This window comes from Janthinobacterium sp. NKUCC06_STL (genome assembly GCF_019345455.1).
Taxonomy (GTDB): domain Bacteria; phylum Pseudomonadota; class Gammaproteobacteria; order Burkholderiales; family Burkholderiaceae_D; genus Janthinobacterium; species Janthinobacterium rivuli.
The window spans coordinates 189,519-205,719 of record NZ_JAHKQY010000008.1 but is presented as its reverse complement, the minus strand read 5'-3'; the positions used below and the strand labels follow the sequence as shown (position 1 = coordinate 205,719).

Here is a 16,201-nt window from a genome sequence, read left to right as displayed (position 1 = left end):
TTAGTCCAGGTAGTCGGAATACTCGCGCTGCGCGTAATTCTGCAAATTCGCCCACGGCTGCGCCTTGCTGACGGTCGGCTGCAGCTTGACGTCGACCCGGCGATAGAAGGTATTCGCGCGGTCGCCGCTTTCGATGACCAGGGGAATCTGTTTTTGCTCATCCCACAGGATGCGCTGGAACACGCCATTCTTTTCCACTTCGCGCCAGCGCGCGCCCGTCACGGTCGATGCCTGTTTCGACAGCGGCATGGCGGCCACCAGTTTCGGATCCAGCAGGTAAAAACTGTTTTCCCAGGAGCCGTCGAAATTGACGTTTTCGTACTCGGCCTTGGGGATGGCGACGACGATCTTGTCATGCGCATCGATGTATTCCACGCGCACGGTGTTCTTTTCCAGCATCACGTGGCGCGGGATCAGCACGGGATTGAAGTGCTTGTGTTCATGCTGCGTGGCTTTCAGCGCCACTTTTTTGTTGTCGCCATGGTTGTGGCCCGCATGCGCATCGGTCGACGGCGCCAGTACGCGCTCGACCCACACGTGGCCGGGGCGGCGCAGCATCTTTTCTTCGTAGCGGCTCTCGCGCGTCACGCCTTCCGGTGTCAGGACGCGGCTGTAATAGGTGATGCCCAGGTCCAGGTCGGCAGGAGCGGATGGCGTGGCGGGGGCGGCTTGCGCGCTGGCGGCAAAGCCGGCGGCGAGGAGGACGGCGATCAGGGACGATTTCATGGTGTTGCCTTTACGTGCAGAGGGGCGGAGGGCTTGCGCCATCCGCCCCGGTGGGGTTGCCGTGTTGATGTGGATCAGAAGCCGAAAGCCGCCTTCAGCAAGTCAAACACCTTGGTGTTGTCCAGGGTGCCCTTGAAGGGTTTTGCGCCGGCGCCCGTGGCCAGCAGCTTGACGTCGCCGCCGCCGTGGGTTTCGCTGGCCAGACGCACGCCTGTTTCTTGCAGGTAGTTGTCTTTCAGGGCCGTGGCGCTGTCGACGTTGCTGCGCAGGGCAGGGCGGTTCGGGCCATTGCCGAACACCAGGGTGGTGTAGGTATTGCCATCGGCATCCTTGCTCGGCTGGTTATCCTTGTAGCCGCGGTTGATGTCGAGGATATTGTTGCCGCGCTTGCCATAGCCGTTGAAGGCCAGGGTGTGGTCATGGTCGGCCGTGACGACGATCAGGGTATTGGCCAGGGTCGGATCGGTTTCCTTGATCTTGGCGATGGCGGCCTTGATGGCGTCGTCGAAGGCGATGGTGTCCGTCAGCGCGCGCTTGGCGTTGATGCCGTGCAAGGCGTGGTCGATGCGGCCGCCTTCAACCATCAGGAAATAGCCATTCGCGTTTTTCGACAGCAAGTCGATGGCCTTGAGGGTCATTTCCGACAGGCTAGGCTGGGTCGCGCCTTCGCCCAGCGGTGGCGTGGCCGTGCGGTCCAGTTCATATTCCAGGTGGCTGCGGGTGCTGTACAGGCCGATGAATTTTTTTCCGCTAGGCGCCGCCGCCATTTCCGCTTTCGTCGCGGCCACGGTGTAGCCCTTGGCGGCAAATTCCGTCAACAGGTTGCGGCCATCGGCGCGGCCATACTTGTTGCTGGCCGACCAAGGCGTGAAGTGGTTGCGACCACCGCCCATCAGCACGTCGACGCCGTCGCCCAGCGCCGTGTTGTAGCCCGTGCCGCCTGGCGTCGCTTGCGCGGCGATCGCGTATTGCGCATTGCGGTTGCAGATGTGCGAGAACGTCGTCGCCGGCGTGGCGTGCGTCAGTTCCGTGGTGGTGATGGCGCCCACGGCCTTGCCCTTGGCTTTCGCCAGTTCCAGGATGGTTGGCGCGCTCTTGCCGCCGGCCGGGCAGTTGTCCACGCCCAGATTGCCGTTGGCGTCGCGGCCGGGCTCTTTGGCGATCGTCTCCTGCGCCATCGAGATGACTTCATTGTTCATCTTGACGCCGGTCATGTAGGCGGCCATCGATGGCGCGCTGTCCGTCGTTTGCGCATCGTTCGAGAACGTCTTGATCCGCGCCGTGCGCTCCAGCGTGTCCATCGTCAGGCTGCCGTCTTCGCCGTATTTGTAGATGCGCGACGCCGTCACGACGGACGGGCCCATGCCGTCGCCGAGGAAGAAGATGACGTTCTTGGCGTCGGCGGCGTAGGCGCTGGCAACGCTGGCGGCCACGAGCGTGGTCAGCAAGGAGAGTTTAAATGCAAGTTTCATGTGCTTGTCCAATGTTGATGTCTTGGGGATTACAGACCGCCGGCCGTCTTGACCAGGCCGAATACTTTGGTGTTGTCGATGGTGCCCAGGAAGGTTTCCGAACCCTTGCCGATGGCGCCCAGGAAGACGTCGGTGCCGCCGTGGGTTTCATTGCCGATGGCCGTGCGGATCACCGCTTCCTGGTGGTAGGTATTGGCGCTGGTGACGGTTTCATCGAGGCTGGCCATGGCGGCGCGGCTCGATTGGGTGCGGTTTTCGCCATTGCCGAAGCCGATGATCGAATACGGTGCACCGTCCAGGTCTTTTTCGACCGCGCCGGTGACGTAGTTTTTCACCACGCCCAGCACGCCAGGGTTGCCGGCAGCCGTCTTGCCCGTGCGTTTGGCGTAGCCGTTCAGTACCAGGGTGTGGTCATGGTCGGCCGTGACGACGATCAGGGTATTGGCCAGGGTCGGGTCGGTGAGCTTGGCTTTGTCGATGGCGGCCTTGATGGCGTTGTCGAACGCGACGGTGTCTTGCAGCGCTTTCTTGGCTGTCGTTTCGTGCAGCGCATGGTCGATGCGGCCGCCTTCGACCATCAGGAAGTAACCCTTCTTGTTCTTGGCCAATACGTCCATGGCCTTGGTGGTCATTTCCGCCAGGCTCGGTTCCTTGGCCGCATCGCGGTCCAGGTCGTAGCTCATGTGGCTGGACGTGAACACGCCGAACAAACGCTCCGTCTTGGCCGCATCGACGGCCTTGAAGTCGGTGGCGTTGTTGGCGACCGTGTAGCTTTTCGCCTTCAGTTCGGCGACCAGGTCGCGCCCGTCGGAACGCTTGCCGCCATCCTTGAACGGCTTGAAGAATTGCGCGCCGCCGCCGAGGACCACGTCCAGGCCAGCGGTGCCCAGCGCGCTGTTGTAGCCGGTGCCTCCCGGTACCAGGGCCGCGGCGATATCGTTTTCCAGGTCGCGGTGGCAGATGTGCGAATAGGTGGCGGCCGGCGTGGCGTGCGTCACGCGCGCCGTGCTGACGACGCCGGCGGCAAAGCCCTTGGCCTTGGCCAGTTCCAGCAGGGTGGTGGCGGGCGTGCCGTTGCCGGTGCCGCATTTGTTGACCAGCTTGTTGCCGTTCGCATCCGTGCCCGGATCGATGGCGACCGTATTGGCCGACATCGAGATGACTTCATTGTTCATCTTGACGCCGGTCATGTAGGCGGCCATCGATGGCGCGCTGTCCGTCACTTGCGCGTCGTTCGAGAAGGTTTTCACGAAGGCCGTTTCCGGCAGGGTATCCATGGTCAGCGCACCTTCTTCGCCCACCGAATAGATGCGCGCGGCCGTCATGGTGGTCAGGCCCATGCCATCGCCGAGGAAGAAGATGACGTTTTTCGGCGGTGCTTCGACCACTGCCTCTTCTTTTTTTGCATCGCTGCCGCAGGCGGCCAGCATCAGGGTGATGGCGACGCTGCAGCCAGCGACGGAAATTTTTCTGCGTGTCATGTGGTTCATCCGGCTAGGTTGGAAAGAGCTGGCAAGATAACAATCCAATGTGACGCCATCATGACGCTGTGACACATTTGGTGTTCGATGGCTGGCCATTGTGCCGAAATGTGCAACAAACTATTGCGCTTTAACGGGTTTTTCTACCGAACCGAGCAACGTAAGATGCAGTCATCCCAATCATCTTGTGAAGGCAGATCATGTTCACCAAAACCATCAGCAGCGTTCTTGTTTCCACCGTGTTTGCCGCCGGCGCCGCCTCGGCCGCCGCCAGCGCCCCCCTGACCCTGGAAGTCTTCAACCCGGGCGAAGCGGCCATCTTTCCCGTCGCTTCTGTATTGGTTGCGGGCAAGCATGACGCCGTGCTGATCGATGCGCAGTTTTCGCGCGCCGAAGCGCAAAAGCTGGTGGAAAAGATTCGCGCCAGCGGCAAGAAACTGACGACGGTATATATCAGCCACAGCGATCCCGATTTTTACTTTGGCCTCGACGTGATCAAGGCGGCTTTCCCGCAGGCAAAGATCGTCGCCACGCCGGAAACGGTCGCGGAAATTCGCCGCAAGGCCGACGCCAAGGTCGCCTACTGGGGGCCTATTCTGAAAGACAATGCGCCGAAAAGCATCGTAATTCCGGAAGCGTTGAAGGGCAAGCGCATCAGCCTGGAAGGCCAGACGCTGGACATCGCCGGCCCGACCCCAGCGCGCACCTATGTGTGGATACCATCGATCAAGGCCGTCGTCGGTGGCGTGGTGCTGTTTGGCAACTTGCACGTGTGGACGGCCGATACGCAAAGCCTGCAATCGCGCCAGGACTGGCTCAAGACCCTGGACGGCATCGCCGCCCTGAAGCCCGTCACCGTCGTGCCTGGCCACTTCAAGGTCGGTTCGCCCCTGACGCCGGACAGCATCGGTTTTACGCGCGACTACCTGGTGACGTTTGAAGCGGAAACGGCCAAGGCCGCCAATTCGGCCGCGCTGATCGAAGCGATGAAAATGCGCTATCCGAAGCTGGGCCTCGATGGCGCTTTAGAGACCAGCGCGAAAGTGGCGAAGGGTGAGATGAAATGGTAAGCGGCAACCAGGAGGCCGGCATGCCCACCCTGCACTACATTTTCGATCCGCTGTGCGGCTGGTGCTACGGCGCCGCGCCGCTGGTCGAGGCGGCGCGCGCCGTGCCTGGCCTGGCGGTGGCCTTCCACGGTGGCGGCATGATGACGGGCAGCAATCGCCGCCAGATCACGCCCGCATGGCGCGGCTATGTGCTGCCGCATGACCGGCGCATCGAGCAATTGTCAGGCCAGCCATTCGGCGATGCTTATATGAATGGCTTGCTGAACGACACGACGGCCATGATGGATTCCGAACCGCCGATCACGGCCATCCTGGCGGCGGAAGTCCTGGCTGGCAAGGGCCTGGACATGCTGCAGTGCGTGCAGCGCGCCCATTACGTGGACGGCTTGCGCATCGCCGACCTGCCCGTGCTGGTGATCCTGGCGCAAGAGCTGGGCATGGATGGCGCCGCCTTCCAGGCCGAGTATGCGCGCCAGGCGGGCGCCGCCACGCAGCGGCATATCGATGCCAGCCGCGCCTTGCTGGCGCAGGTGGGTGGGCAGGGCTTTCCCACCTTCGTGCTCGACGATGGCAGCGGGAAATTGTCCGTGATCGATATCGGCGGCTTTTTGGGCCAGCCGGCGAAGTTGCAGGCGCAGCTCGGAGGCGTCTGCGATGCACAAGGGTGTGCATTGTAAATATCTATCGGATCGATAAAATCAATTAGCTTTTCCTTTGTTGCTGACCTCGTTACACTGCTTCCATTAGTCAACAACGAAGGAAAAGCAGCCATGAGTCAACAGCCGCCATTCAGTACCGCCTCGGGCATTCCCGTCGCCGACAACCAGAATTCCATCAGTGCCGGTCCCCGTGGCCCGCTGCTGCTGCAAGACTTCCACCTGATCGAAAAACTCCAGCATTTCAACCGCGAGCGCATCCCTGAGCGCGTCGTGCACGCGAAAGGTTCGGGCGCCTACGGCACCTTTACCGTCACGCACGACATTTCGCGCTACACCAAGGCCAAATTGTTTGCTGAAGTGGGCAAGCAGACGGCCACCTTCGCGCGCTTTTCCACCGTCGGCGGCGAACGCGGCAGTGCAGACACGGAACGCGACCCTCGCGGTTTCGCCGTGCGTTTCTACACGGAAGAGGGCAACTGGGACTTGGTTGGCAACAACACGCCGATGTTCTTCATCAAGGACCCGATCAAGTTCCCCGATTTCGTCCACACGCAAAAGCGCGATCCGCAAAGCAACTTGAAATCGGCCGAAATGATGTTCGATTTCTGGAGCCATGCGCCGGAAAGCCTGCACCAGGTCACCATGCTGTTCTCGGACCGCGGCACGCCGGACGGCTACCGTCATATGGATGGCTTCGGCAGCCACACGTATAGCCTGATCAATGCCGACGGCCAGCGTGTGTACGTGAAATGGCACTTCAAGACGCGCCAGGGCATCAAGAATTTGCCTGCGGCGGAAGCGGGCCGCCTGGCCGGTGCCGATCCCGACTACGCCCAGCGTGACCTGTTCGGCGCCATCGAGCGCGGCGATTTCCCCCAGTGGGAAGTCAAGCTGCAGGTGGCGACGCAGGAGCAACTCGATGCATGGGAACAGCGCACGGGCTGGAACCCGTTCGACCTGACGAAAGTGTGGCCGCACGCGGACTTCCCGCTGCTGCCGGTCGGTATTTTCGAGCTGAACCGCAATCCGGACAATTACCACGCGGAAGTCGAGCAGGCAGCGTTTTCGCCGGCCAACGCCGTGCCGGGCATGGGTTACTCGCCGGACAAGATGCTGCAAGGCCGGCTGTTCGCCTACCACGACGCCCAGCTGTACCGCGTCGGCACGAATCACCAGCATCTGCCCGTGAATGCGGCCCGTTGCCCCTTCCACAACCAGCAGCGCGACGGCGGCATGGCGATTCACAATGGCGGCGCGGCGCGCAACTATGCGAACGTGGCGGCGGCGGGCACGCAGCCGCAAGGGCTGGGCCATGGTGAACCGGCGCTGGCGCTCGATGGCGGCGCGGCGCGCTACGATGGGCGCGGCGTGGAAGACGACTTTACGCAGGCCGGCAATCTGTTCCGTCTGATGTCGGCCCAGGCGAAGCAAAACCTGTTCGACAATCTGGCCGGTCCCCTGAGCCAGGTGCGCCCGGAAACCTTGCAGCGTCAACTCGGTCACTTCGACCGGGCCGATGCGGCCTACGGCGCCGGCGTGCGCGCCGCTTTGCAGGCACGCGGCGTGACCGTGTAAGCGGATGTTGCAGGCGGAACAAGTGTGTTCCGCCTGTTGTTGATGCAGCACAAATTAGAATGGGATACCAAATATTGCCGTATGGACATATTTGTCTTCCATGCGTAGACTTGTTGGTCTGATGATCGCGCCGCCTTCCTGGCGGCGTCCTGACTAGAAAGTCTTGCAATATGAATATGGCGAAGCTGTCGGTGCATGGGGATGACCCCACGCTCAAATCCATCCTCGAAGTCTTGCCCACGGATCCGGAACGGCAATGGCGCAAAGGCGAGGCGAAGGGCGCGAATCGTGTGCATCTCGATTCCGGCTTTGAAGTGCTGATCGCGCAGGCGCCCAAATCGCAAGTGTTGCCCTCGCGCATACGCAGCTATCTGGCCGAATGCCGCTCGCGCGGCGTCAGCTTCACGATGCCGCGCATCGTGGCCGAGCTGCAACTGGAATTGAATGGCAACGATACGCTCGACTCTCCGCTGGACCTGACCCTGGCGGACATGCAGCATCTGACGGAAATGGGCATCAGCCTGAGCCTGGTGACGCGCCGCGCCGCAGTCTGATGAGCACCTGATATTCAAAAAAATGGCCACCTGTTCAGGGTGGCCATTTTTCGTCATGGTTCTTCGAGCTCGACGGTGGCCATATTGTCGTCCGGCTTGCGGTCGATCAGCTTGTTGTCGGGATCGATGCCCGCCTTGCCGGGCCGGCTGCCGACGATGACGGTGTAGCTCGCCTCGCGCGCCGTCATGCGCAGGCGTTCGCGCAGCAGCGGATGGCCATTCGCGTCGTCGACGCCGATCTCGATCCAGTCGTGCAGGGGCGCGTCGTGTTCCTCTCCCTGTTCGCCGGCCGTCAATTTGCCCGCCTGTACCTTGACGGTGACGGCGTACTTGCCGTCGCCGCGCTTGGTGGCCGTGGCCGACAGGGCGCGGTTGTCGAACAGCACGATTTTCTCGAACAGGTCGTCGATCAGGTAAGCCTGCTCGGGCGGCGTCACCTGGCGCAAGCCGGCAATCAGGGCGGTCACGCTGGCATACGGCGGGCCTTTCTGGCCATAAGTCTTGAGCAGGTCGCGCAGCACGCCGTTGACCTTGTCTTCGCCGATGATATCTTGCAGCAAGTACATGGCCAGGCTGCCCTTGTGGTAGTGGATGTAGGCCTGGTTTTCATTCTCGGCCAGCGGCAATTCTTTCTTGCGCTCTTCGCTGCGCCCCATCAGGTATTGATTCAGGTCATAGCGCAGGAAGCGGCGCATCTTGGCTGGCCCCACGCTTTTTTTCATCACCATCAGGGCCGAATATTCGGCCAAGGTTTCGCTGAGCACGGTAGCGCCGCGCGTATTGCCGCCCACCAATTGATGCGCCCACCACTGGTGCGCCACTTCATGCGCCGTGACGTAGAACGGATAATCGATGTCTTTCGGATTCTTGTCGTCCACCTTGGCGATGAAGCCCAGCCCTTCCGAGTACGGTATCGTGTTCGGGAACGATTGCGCAAAGGTGGCGTAGCGGGGGAACTCGACGATGCGCAGGATCTTGTGCTGGTAGGGGCCGAAGTTTTTTGTGTAGTACTCGAGCGCTTCCTTGCTGCCGCGCACGAAGCGATCGAGGTTGTATTCATGGCCCGGGTGGTAATACACGTCGATGGCCACGTCCTGCCAGCGCTCGTGCCTGACGGCGTAGCGGGCCGACTGGAAGGCGTAGAAATTCAGGATCGGCTGCTCCATCGTGTAGTGGAAGTAATGGCGGCCCTTGGCGATCCAGTCGTTGTCCAGCATGCCCGGCGCGATGGCCGTCTGGCCGTCGACGGTGCTGACGGTGGCGTCAAAGTTGATGCGGTCGGCGTCGTTGCTGACGTAATTGTCGGCCAATCCCTTCGCATCGTCGCGCGGCAAGGCCCGTTCGCGCGCGGGCAAGCCGTGTTTCTTGCGGTCGCGCGGGTCCGTCAATTCCTGCTGCGGCTGGTAACCGATGTGCGGCAGCACGGCATTCGTGAAGAAGGTACCGTTGGCCACCACGGGCGTGTCCTGGCCCAGGCCAAAGATGCCGCGCGGCGCGTAGCGAATGTCGAAATCGAGGCCCAGGCTGGCGCCCGGCGCCAGCGGCGCGGCCAGGCGGTAGCTGTAAAAGCCCAGTTTGCCGTCATCGAGGCCGGGATGCACGCGGGCATCGAAACGCAGGCGCATGGTGGAGGTCGGGTCTTGCTGCACAAAAATGTGGCTGATCGGCAGGCTGCTCTTGTTTTGCAGCACATAGCGGCCCGTGACGATGAGGGTGCGCTGCGCCGGATAGATCGCCACGTCGAGTTTCACGTCGGTGATTCTCGGTTGCGGCGTGGCGGCAAACTTGCGGTACTGGCGCTCGATGCTGGCGCGGTCCGCATCGCGGGAAAATTCGGACTGGTAATCGTTGGCCACGTGGAAAACGTAGAACAGCACGCCGCCGGCGCTGACGAAGATCAGGGCGCCGCCGGCAAAGCTGGCCAGCACGCCCTGCGTGAGGCCGTGGCGCGCCAGGCGCAGGCGGATGCGCCAGCTGTCCTGCGCGCCGCGGGGCCAGAACAGCAGCGACAGCACCGTCAGCATGACGGCCGCGCCGCTCCAGTACAGCAAGTACCAGCGTTCGCGCAACAGATAGTGGCCGGCACCGTTCATGGCCGAATACACGAAGTCTGGCGTGTTGCCGTACAGTAGCAGCGGGTCGCCCAGGCCCAGCGAGGAAAAGCTGATGCTGGCGATGTGGTACAGGATCATGGCGAAATACGCCAGGTACTTGTGATTGATTAACACCTGCAAAAAGATGGCCAGCACGGCGATCAGCGCATAGTAGGGCAGGTGCGACAGGAACAGCGATTCCAGGTACAGGCCGGGGTCGAGGCGGTAATAGCCCTTGAAGACCTGGATCGACATGCCGCACAGCATGATGACCAGGCTCAGCAAGGCTTGCAGGCTGATCAGCGCAAACAGTTTCGACAGCAGGGGCAGCCAGTTCGGCACGGGCAGGGCGTCGAGCATCAGATACGTGCCCGCCTCGCGTTCGCGCCACACCAGCTCGCCCGCATAGAAAGTGGTAATGACCAGCATGAACAGTGCGAACGAGGCGTTGACCATGTCCAGCACCTTTTCCGTCACGGGATAGGTATTCGTGCCGTAAATGGAGCCCATGTCCAGCGCGCCCGCATACATGGTCAGCACGCCGGCCAGCACGATGACGACAAAATAGATGTTCTTGATGGTTTCGCGCAGGTTCAGCCAGCTCATCTTGACGAGCAGGGCGGCCAGATTGCGCTGCGCGAAGTCCGGTGTTTCCTGCGTGGACAGCGAGGCGTTCGACAGGCGCTGCGGCGCCTCGCCCTCGCTGCGGCGCTTGCCGGCGCCCGCGTCCGTCGTCGCGTGGAACTGGAAGCGCCAGTAGCCGAGCAGCAAGGCCACGAGGGCGAAGCCGGACCAGATGGCGCGGTTCAGCAGGTACACGCCTTCCAGGGTGACCAAGCGCGTGTTGCGCTCCGCATTCGGCCAGTATTCCGTCAAGCGTATCAGCGCCGTGGTGCCGAAGGGGTCGATCAGGGCGGCCAGGGTCTTGTAGTCGAGATCGCGCGCCAGCGACGGCGCCACCAGATAGCCGATCAGCATGACTACCGAGCTGATGTACACGGGCAGCATGCGCCGCGTCAGGGCCGCGATGACGAAGAAAATGGCGCCGAAGATGAACAGATTCGGCAGCAGGGTAAACACATACGGCATCAGGTAGGCCAGCGCCCGCTGCGGCCCCAGCCGTTCCGGATCGATGCCGGGCAGCCAGGCGCCCAGCCAGGCGCCGATGACGATGCTGGAAAACACCACCGCCAGCACCAGCCAGGCGCCGAGGAAGCGGCCGAACACGTACTGGTATTTTTTGATCGGCGCGCTGAAGAAGAAATGCTGCATGCCGTATTCGAAATCCTGCTGCACCGAGCGGCCCATCATGGCGGCCACGACCACGGCGCCGAAGCAGCCCAGCACGCTGCACGTAAATGCCAGCGAGCGCGGTGCGTTGATCAGGAACTTGCCGCCGAAACTGATGCTCGCTTCCTTGAAGACGCCGCCGGCCGCAGCCATCCACAGCATGGCCAGCGCCAGAAACATGACGAAATACACCCAGGTGGACAGCAGCTTGAGCCGCTGTCGCGCTTCAAAGCGGGCGATGGCAAACATGGCCGCCCCCTCAGTCGCACTGCGGGGCGACGCGGTGGCGCCCGGCAATGGTGGCGAAATACAGGTCTTCCAGGTCGCCGATGGCTTCCTCGAAGCCGTCGCCCGGGTCGTCGTCGCTGTAGACGTGGATGAGGGTGCGGCCCGACAGCAAGCGCGTGGAAATGACGGCGTGGCGCTGCTGGAAGCTGGCCAGTTCTTTCTTTTCGACAAAACGCGCCCAGATCTTGCAGCTGACTTCGTCGATCAGTTCCTGGGTCTTGCCGCACAGCAGCAAATGGCCCTTGTTGATGATGGCCATGTTGGCGCACAGGTCGGCCACGTCGGAGACGATGTGGGTCGACAGGATCACCGTCTTGTCTTCGCCGATGTCGGACAGCAGATTGTGGAAGCGCACGCGCTCCTGCGGGTCGAGGCCGGCCGTCGGTTCGTCGACGATGATCAGTTTCGGGTCGCCCAGCAGCGCTTGCGCGATGCCGAAGCGCTGGCGCATGCCGCCGGAAAAGCTGCCCAGGCGCTGGTGGCGTACGTCGAACAGATTGGTTTGCTGCAACAGGCCATCGACGACCTCGCGCCGGCGCGCCCGCTGCGACAGCCCTTTTAACGTGGCGAAGTGGTCGAGCAGTTCGTAGGCCGTCACTTTCGGGTACAGGCCGAAGTCTTGCGGTAGGTAGCCCAGCATGCGGCGGATCTCGTCCTTGTCGTCGAGCACGTCGTAGTCGCCGAAGAAGATGGAACCGGAATCGCATTCCTGCAAGGTCGCCAGGGTGCGCATCAGGGTCGACTTGCCGGCGCCATTCGGGCCCAGCAAGCCAAACATCCCGGGCGGTATCGTCAGCGACACGTTATCCAGCGCCACCACGCCATTCGCGTAGGTCTTCGACAATTTGCGAATCTGCAATTCCATACAACTCCTTGCTCATGCTGTTGCGGCCCCATGCTGCGGAGCTTATCTATGCTGGCATTGTATTGAATTTAAGACGTGCTGGGCAGTTGCATGCGATACACGGCATTTTCACGTGCCCAGAGTGCGGATGGGCGGGGTGGACGGCACCCCGCCGCAAGCCATTTGCAGGTTTAATTTCGGAAGAGTACGGATTCGCGATTGAACCACCAGCGGCACAGCATCAGCAGGGCGCCCGCGATCACCGTGGTCGAGGCCAGGATGACGCCGAACATGCGGTAATCCATGGTGCCCTTGACCAGTTCCTTCATGGCCAGCGACACGTTGGTCAGCGGCACCATGGCCCACATCCAGTTCAGTTCGACGCCGGGCAGCATGGCCGCCACCGTGGGCAGGATGACGAACAGCATCAATGGCGTGATCATGCCGGCCGCTTCCTTGTAGCTTTTTGCGTAGATCGAAATCGACAACAGCAGCGAGGCGAAGATGGCGGCCGTCGGCACCAGCATCAGGGTCACCATGGCCAGGTCGGGCAAGCCGATGCTGCGCACCATGACGGCCATGTTGCCTTCGAGCGAACTGCCGAAGATGGCCAGCAGGGCGCCCATGCTGCCCACCATCAGCACGGCCGAGGTCATGCCCACCGTAAACAGCACGAGGAACTTGGCCAGCACGATGGCGCTGCGCGGCACGGGCGCCAGCAGCAGGGTTTCCAGCGTGCCCCGTTCCTTTTCGCCGGCGCCCAGGTCGATGGCCGGGTACATGGCCGCCGTCAGGCACACCATCAGCAGCAAATACGGCAGCATGCCACCGACGATGGCGCCCATCTGCTCGCGTTCGTTGGCCGTCGATTGCTTGTCGAGCACGATGGGATTGAGGGCAAAGGCCAGCTGGGCCGGGCTCAGGTTCAGGGCCGACAGCGCGCTTTCGCGCAGGCTGGCGTTATACGCCTCGACGATCTCGCGCACCCGCTGCTGGGTCACGTCGACCGTGCTGGCGCTGTTGTAGTGCAACACCACCTTGGCTTGCTGCTGTTGCTGCAGCGCCTCTTCAAACCGGGGCGGAATGACGACGGCGAACTTGATCATGTCGTCGCCGATGGCGCGGCGGATGTCGCCCTCGCTGGCCAGCGGCACTTCGCGCAAGTTGTGCTGCTGGGCAAAACGCGCGCTCAGGCCCGGCGAATGGTCCTTGCCGAACAGCGCATAGCGCATTTCCGCCGTCTTCGCGTTCTTGAACATATTGCTGGAAACATAAGCGAAGCCGCCAAAGATCAGCGGCATGGCAAAGATGGGGATGAGGATGGTGAAAATCAGCGTCTTGCGGTCGCGCGTGAGTTCCAGCAACTCTTTCAGATAAATGGTCCACATGGCTCAGGCTCCCTGGTTGATGACGCTGACAAAGGCGTCGTACAAGTCCGCGCTGCCGCCCAGGTGGCGCAGTTCGTCGACCGTGCCATTGAAGGCGGTGGTGCCGCGGTTGATGATGCAGACGCGGTCGCACAGCTTTTCCACTTCGTGCAGGTGGTGCGTGGAAAAGATCAGCGGCACGCGCAGCGCCTTGTAGCTGGCGATGAAGTCGAGCAGGATCTTGGCCGACATCACGTCCAGCCCGGTGGTCGGCTCGTCGAGGATCACCACTTGCGGCTCGTGCACGACGGTGCGGGCGATTGCGCACTTCTGTTTCATGCCCGTTGACAGCTGATCGGCCCGCTTGCCGCCGTATTCCTCCATTTGCAGCAGGGCAAACAGCTCGTCGCAGCGGCGTTTCAGCTTGTCGGCCGGCATGCCGTGCAGGCGGCCAAAGTATTCCACGTTCTCGCGCGCCGTCAGGCGGCCGTACAGCCCCGTCGAGCCGGACAGGAAACCGATGCTCTGGCGCGCCACCAGCGGTTGCTGCAGGACATCGACACCGTTGACGAGGGCGCTGCCCGCGTCCGCTTGCAAGGCCGTCGACAGCAGGCGCAGGGTGGTGGTCTTGCCGGCGCCATTCGGCCCCAGCAGTCCCAGCACTTCGCCGGGGGCGCAGCTGAAACTGACGTCGCGCACGGCGTGAAACCAGCCCTCATGTTCGCGCGGATCGCTGACGTGCATGGCCTTGCCTTTGTGGGGCGGCATGCGGAAACGTTTTGCCAGGTGCTTGACCTCAATCATGTGCTTCATCCATTTAACGGTGAAGAACGAGAGTAGCATGCAAAAAATGTAACTTGCAAGGTGGAAATATCGTTTGGTCTATTGAAAAAAACAGCATCTTCATGCAAGCTGGCCCGGTGGGCGCCGGCGGACGGCGCGGGAGAGCGCAATGCGAACGATCGATCAGGCGATGCAGGACAAGGTACTGGCTGTGGCCCGCGCCGGTATGACCAGTGCCGAAGCCATCGGTTTCTTCCGCGTCAGCCTGGGGCTGTATTACCTGGCCGGCCTGATGACGGAGGAAGCGCTCGACTTCAAAGAGATAGACGCGAAATACAACCGTTTCATTTACCACTCGCTAGGTGGCGGGCACAGCATCGCCAGCGTGCTGCAATTCATGAGCGGCGAGAAAGTCTTGCGCGTGCTGCAATCGGAGCGTTTTCGCGCCGCGTTTGCCGAGTTCTGCCCGGACATCCCCGTCGACAGCATTTCTTTCCTGATTTCACTGAACCTGGGCGTGGCGAAAAGCCTGTCCGGCCTGGACGCCGTCGGCCCCGTGGTGGACTGGATCGAGCAAGAAAAAGCGCGCACAAGTCAATAAAGCCCCGTTCACCCTGCGCGCGGCGTGGGGACTGCCGGCCCTGATCGTCCTATAATTCATGCTTTACTACTCATGAGCATAGCCACGATGACCGCGAACCGCCATTTTGACCCCCTGGATCGTTTGATTGTTGGCGCCGACAAGGCCCTGCGCGTCATGGCGGGCGTGGCCTCGGCCTCGCGCCCCACGCCGGCCGCGCATGCGCCCGATGCGGAACTGAGCCCGGCCGAACAGCGCCACAGCGCCGGCTTGATGCGTGTCAACCATGTGGGCGAAGTATGCGCGCAAGCCCTGTACAACTCGCAGGCGCGCTATGCGCACAGCCCGGCCATCCGCGCCCAGTTCGACGAAGCGGGACGCGAAGAGGAAGACCACCTGGCCTGGACGGCGCAGCGCCTGACGGAGCTGGGCTCGCGTCTGAGCCTGCTCAATCCCCTGTGGTATGCGGGTTCGTTTGCGCTGGGCACCATCGCCGCGCGCATGGGCGACGGCCGCAGCCTGGGTTTTGTGGTGGAAACGGAGCGCCAGGTGGAAGCGCATCTGGCCAGCCACTTGCAGGAATTGCCGCCGCAGGACGCCAAGTCGCGCGCCATCGTCAAGCAGATGGCCATCGACGAAGTGGAACACGGCGCCGCCGCCCAGCGCTTGGGCGCCATCGATACCCCGGCGCCCGTGAAGGCGCTGATGGGCTTGATGGGGAAGGTCATGACCAAGACGGCGTATTACCTGTAGGTCGGATTAGGCCGCAGGCCGTAATCCGACAACATTGTTGGCGCTACCGGTATCGTCGGATTACGCGCTTGCGCGCTAATCCGACCTACTCCTCGATGATTTCGAAGGAATGCGTAATCTCCGCCGTCTTGGCCAGCATGATCGACGCCGAGCAATATTTGTCGTGCGACAAGGCCACGGCCCGTTCCACGGCCGTCGGTTTCAGGGCCTTGCCCCGCACGGTGAAGTGGAAGTGGATCTTGGTAAATACTTTCGGATCGGTGTCGGCACGGTCGGCCTTCAGGGTCACTTCGCAGCCTTTGATGTCTTCGCGTCCGCGTTTCAGGATCAGCACCACGTCATAGGCGGTGCAGCCGCCCGTGCCCAGCAAGACCATTTCCATGGGGCGTGGCGCCAGGTTGTGGCCGCCGCCATCGGGCGCGCCATCCATGGTCACCAGGTGGCCGGAACCCGTTTCTGCCCGAAAACTCATGCCCGACGGGCCATTCCAGCTGACTTTGCATTCCATCGTACTCTCCGAAAATTGTAAGCGTTTTGTATTGTAATAGAGGAATGCTCATCCATGTGCCGGCCGCCGGCCCGCAGCTGGCCTCGATTGCGGCTTGACGCGGCAAGGCAAAGCCGCTTATACTTGTCGGCTTTCCGTTCGCTCAGGAAAAGTAAATA

14 protein-coding genes are annotated in these 16,201 nt (G+C 62.0%); 6 read left to right on the top strand and 8 right to left on the bottom strand.

Annotated elements, in window-relative coordinates; all coding sequences use genetic code 11:
- The 3 genes from KO539_RS22760 to KO539_RS22750 form a co-directional block, all read right to left on the bottom strand.
- Complete coding sequence (locus tag KO539_RS22760) at positions 1-726, bottom strand: hypothetical protein (protein ID WP_219311890.1); 726 nt, start codon at positions 724-726, stop codon at positions 1-3.
- Positions 727-800: 74 nt separating this feature from the next.
- Positions 801-2,198 (bottom strand): alkaline phosphatase, encoded by a 1,398-nt coding sequence (locus tag KO539_RS22755; RefSeq protein WP_219311888.1) that lies wholly within the window; start codon positions 2,196-2,198, stop codon positions 801-803.
- A 29-nt stretch (positions 2,199-2,227) separates the two neighbouring features.
- The gene (locus KO539_RS22750; RefSeq protein WP_219311886.1) at positions 2,228-3,679 is read right to left on the bottom strand and encodes an alkaline phosphatase; all 1,452 of its coding nucleotides are present in this window, start codon (positions 3,677-3,679) and stop codon (positions 2,228-2,230) included.
- Positions 3,680-3,879: 200 nt separating this feature from the next.
- Between KO539_RS22750 and KO539_RS22745 the strand changes: the two genes are divergently transcribed.
- The 4 genes from KO539_RS22745 to KO539_RS22730 all read left to right on the top strand — a co-directional run bounded on the left by KO539_RS22745 (position 3,880) and on the right by KO539_RS22730 (position 7,537).
- Positions 3,880-4,749: an MBL fold metallo-hydrolase gene (locus tag KO539_RS22745; protein ID WP_219311884.1), complete on the top strand. Its 870-nt coding sequence runs from the start codon at positions 3,880-3,882 to the stop codon at positions 4,747-4,749.
- A gap of 20 nt (positions 4,750-4,769) precedes the next feature.
- Positions 4,770-5,426, top strand: a complete 657-nt coding sequence (locus KO539_RS22740; RefSeq protein ID WP_219311882.1) for a DsbA family protein — start codon at positions 4,770-4,772, stop codon at positions 5,424-5,426.
- A 93-nt stretch (positions 5,427-5,519) separates the two neighbouring features.
- Positions 5,520-6,983, top strand: a complete 1,464-nt coding sequence (locus KO539_RS22735; RefSeq protein WP_219311879.1) for a catalase — start codon at positions 5,520-5,522, stop codon at positions 6,981-6,983.
- A gap of 170 nt (positions 6,984-7,153) precedes the next feature.
- Positions 7,154-7,537, top strand: coding sequence for a hypothetical protein (locus tag KO539_RS22730; protein ID WP_219311878.1), 384 nt, complete (start codon positions 7,154-7,156; stop codon positions 7,535-7,537).
- A gap of 53 nt (positions 7,538-7,590) precedes the next feature.
- On the opposite strand, the gene KO539_RS22725 is transcribed toward KO539_RS22730, so the two are convergent.
- The 4 genes from KO539_RS22725 to KO539_RS22710 form a co-directional block, all read right to left on the bottom strand.
- Positions 7,591-11,169: a M1 family aminopeptidase gene (locus tag KO539_RS22725; protein ID WP_219311877.1), complete on the bottom strand. Its 3,579-nt coding sequence runs from the start codon at positions 11,167-11,169 to the stop codon at positions 7,591-7,593.
- Positions 11,170-11,179: 10 nt separating this feature from the next.
- Entirely contained in the window at positions 11,180-12,073 is an 894-nt protein-coding gene (locus tag KO539_RS22720) for an ABC transporter ATP-binding protein (RefSeq protein WP_035824559.1), read from the bottom strand.
- 170 nt (positions 12,074-12,243) lie between these two features.
- Positions 12,244-13,440 carry an ABC transporter permease gene (locus KO539_RS22715; RefSeq protein ID WP_219311876.1) on the bottom strand — a complete coding sequence of 399 codons (1,197 nt, stop codon included), beginning with the start codon at positions 13,438-13,440 and terminating at the stop codon, positions 12,244-12,246.
- 3 nt (positions 13,441-13,443) lie between these two features.
- The gene (locus KO539_RS22710) at positions 13,444-14,223 is read right to left on the bottom strand and encodes an ATP-binding cassette domain-containing protein (protein WP_219311875.1); all 780 of its coding nucleotides are present in this window, start codon (positions 14,221-14,223) and stop codon (positions 13,444-13,446) included.
- Positions 14,224-14,371: 148 nt separating this feature from the next.
- Here KO539_RS22710 and KO539_RS22705 point away from each other — a divergent pair, with 148 nt between their 5' ends.
- Entirely contained in the window at positions 14,372-14,803 is a 432-nt protein-coding gene (locus tag KO539_RS22705) for a hypothetical protein (protein ID WP_035824565.1), read from the top strand.
- An 87-nt stretch (positions 14,804-14,890) separates the two neighbouring features.
- The gene (coq7, locus tag KO539_RS22700; protein WP_219311874.1) at positions 14,891-15,535 is read left to right on the top strand and encodes a 2-polyprenyl-3-methyl-6-methoxy-1,4-benzoquinone monooxygenase; all 645 of its coding nucleotides are present in this window, start codon (positions 14,891-14,893) and stop codon (positions 15,533-15,535) included.
- A gap of 85 nt (positions 15,536-15,620) precedes the next feature.
- On the opposite strand, the gene KO539_RS22695 is transcribed toward coq7, so the two are convergent.
- Positions 15,621-16,043: an OsmC family protein gene (locus tag KO539_RS22695; RefSeq protein ID WP_219311873.1), complete on the bottom strand. Its 423-nt coding sequence runs from the start codon at positions 16,041-16,043 to the stop codon at positions 15,621-15,623.
- Between the last annotated feature and the right edge of the window lie 158 nt (positions 16,044-16,201).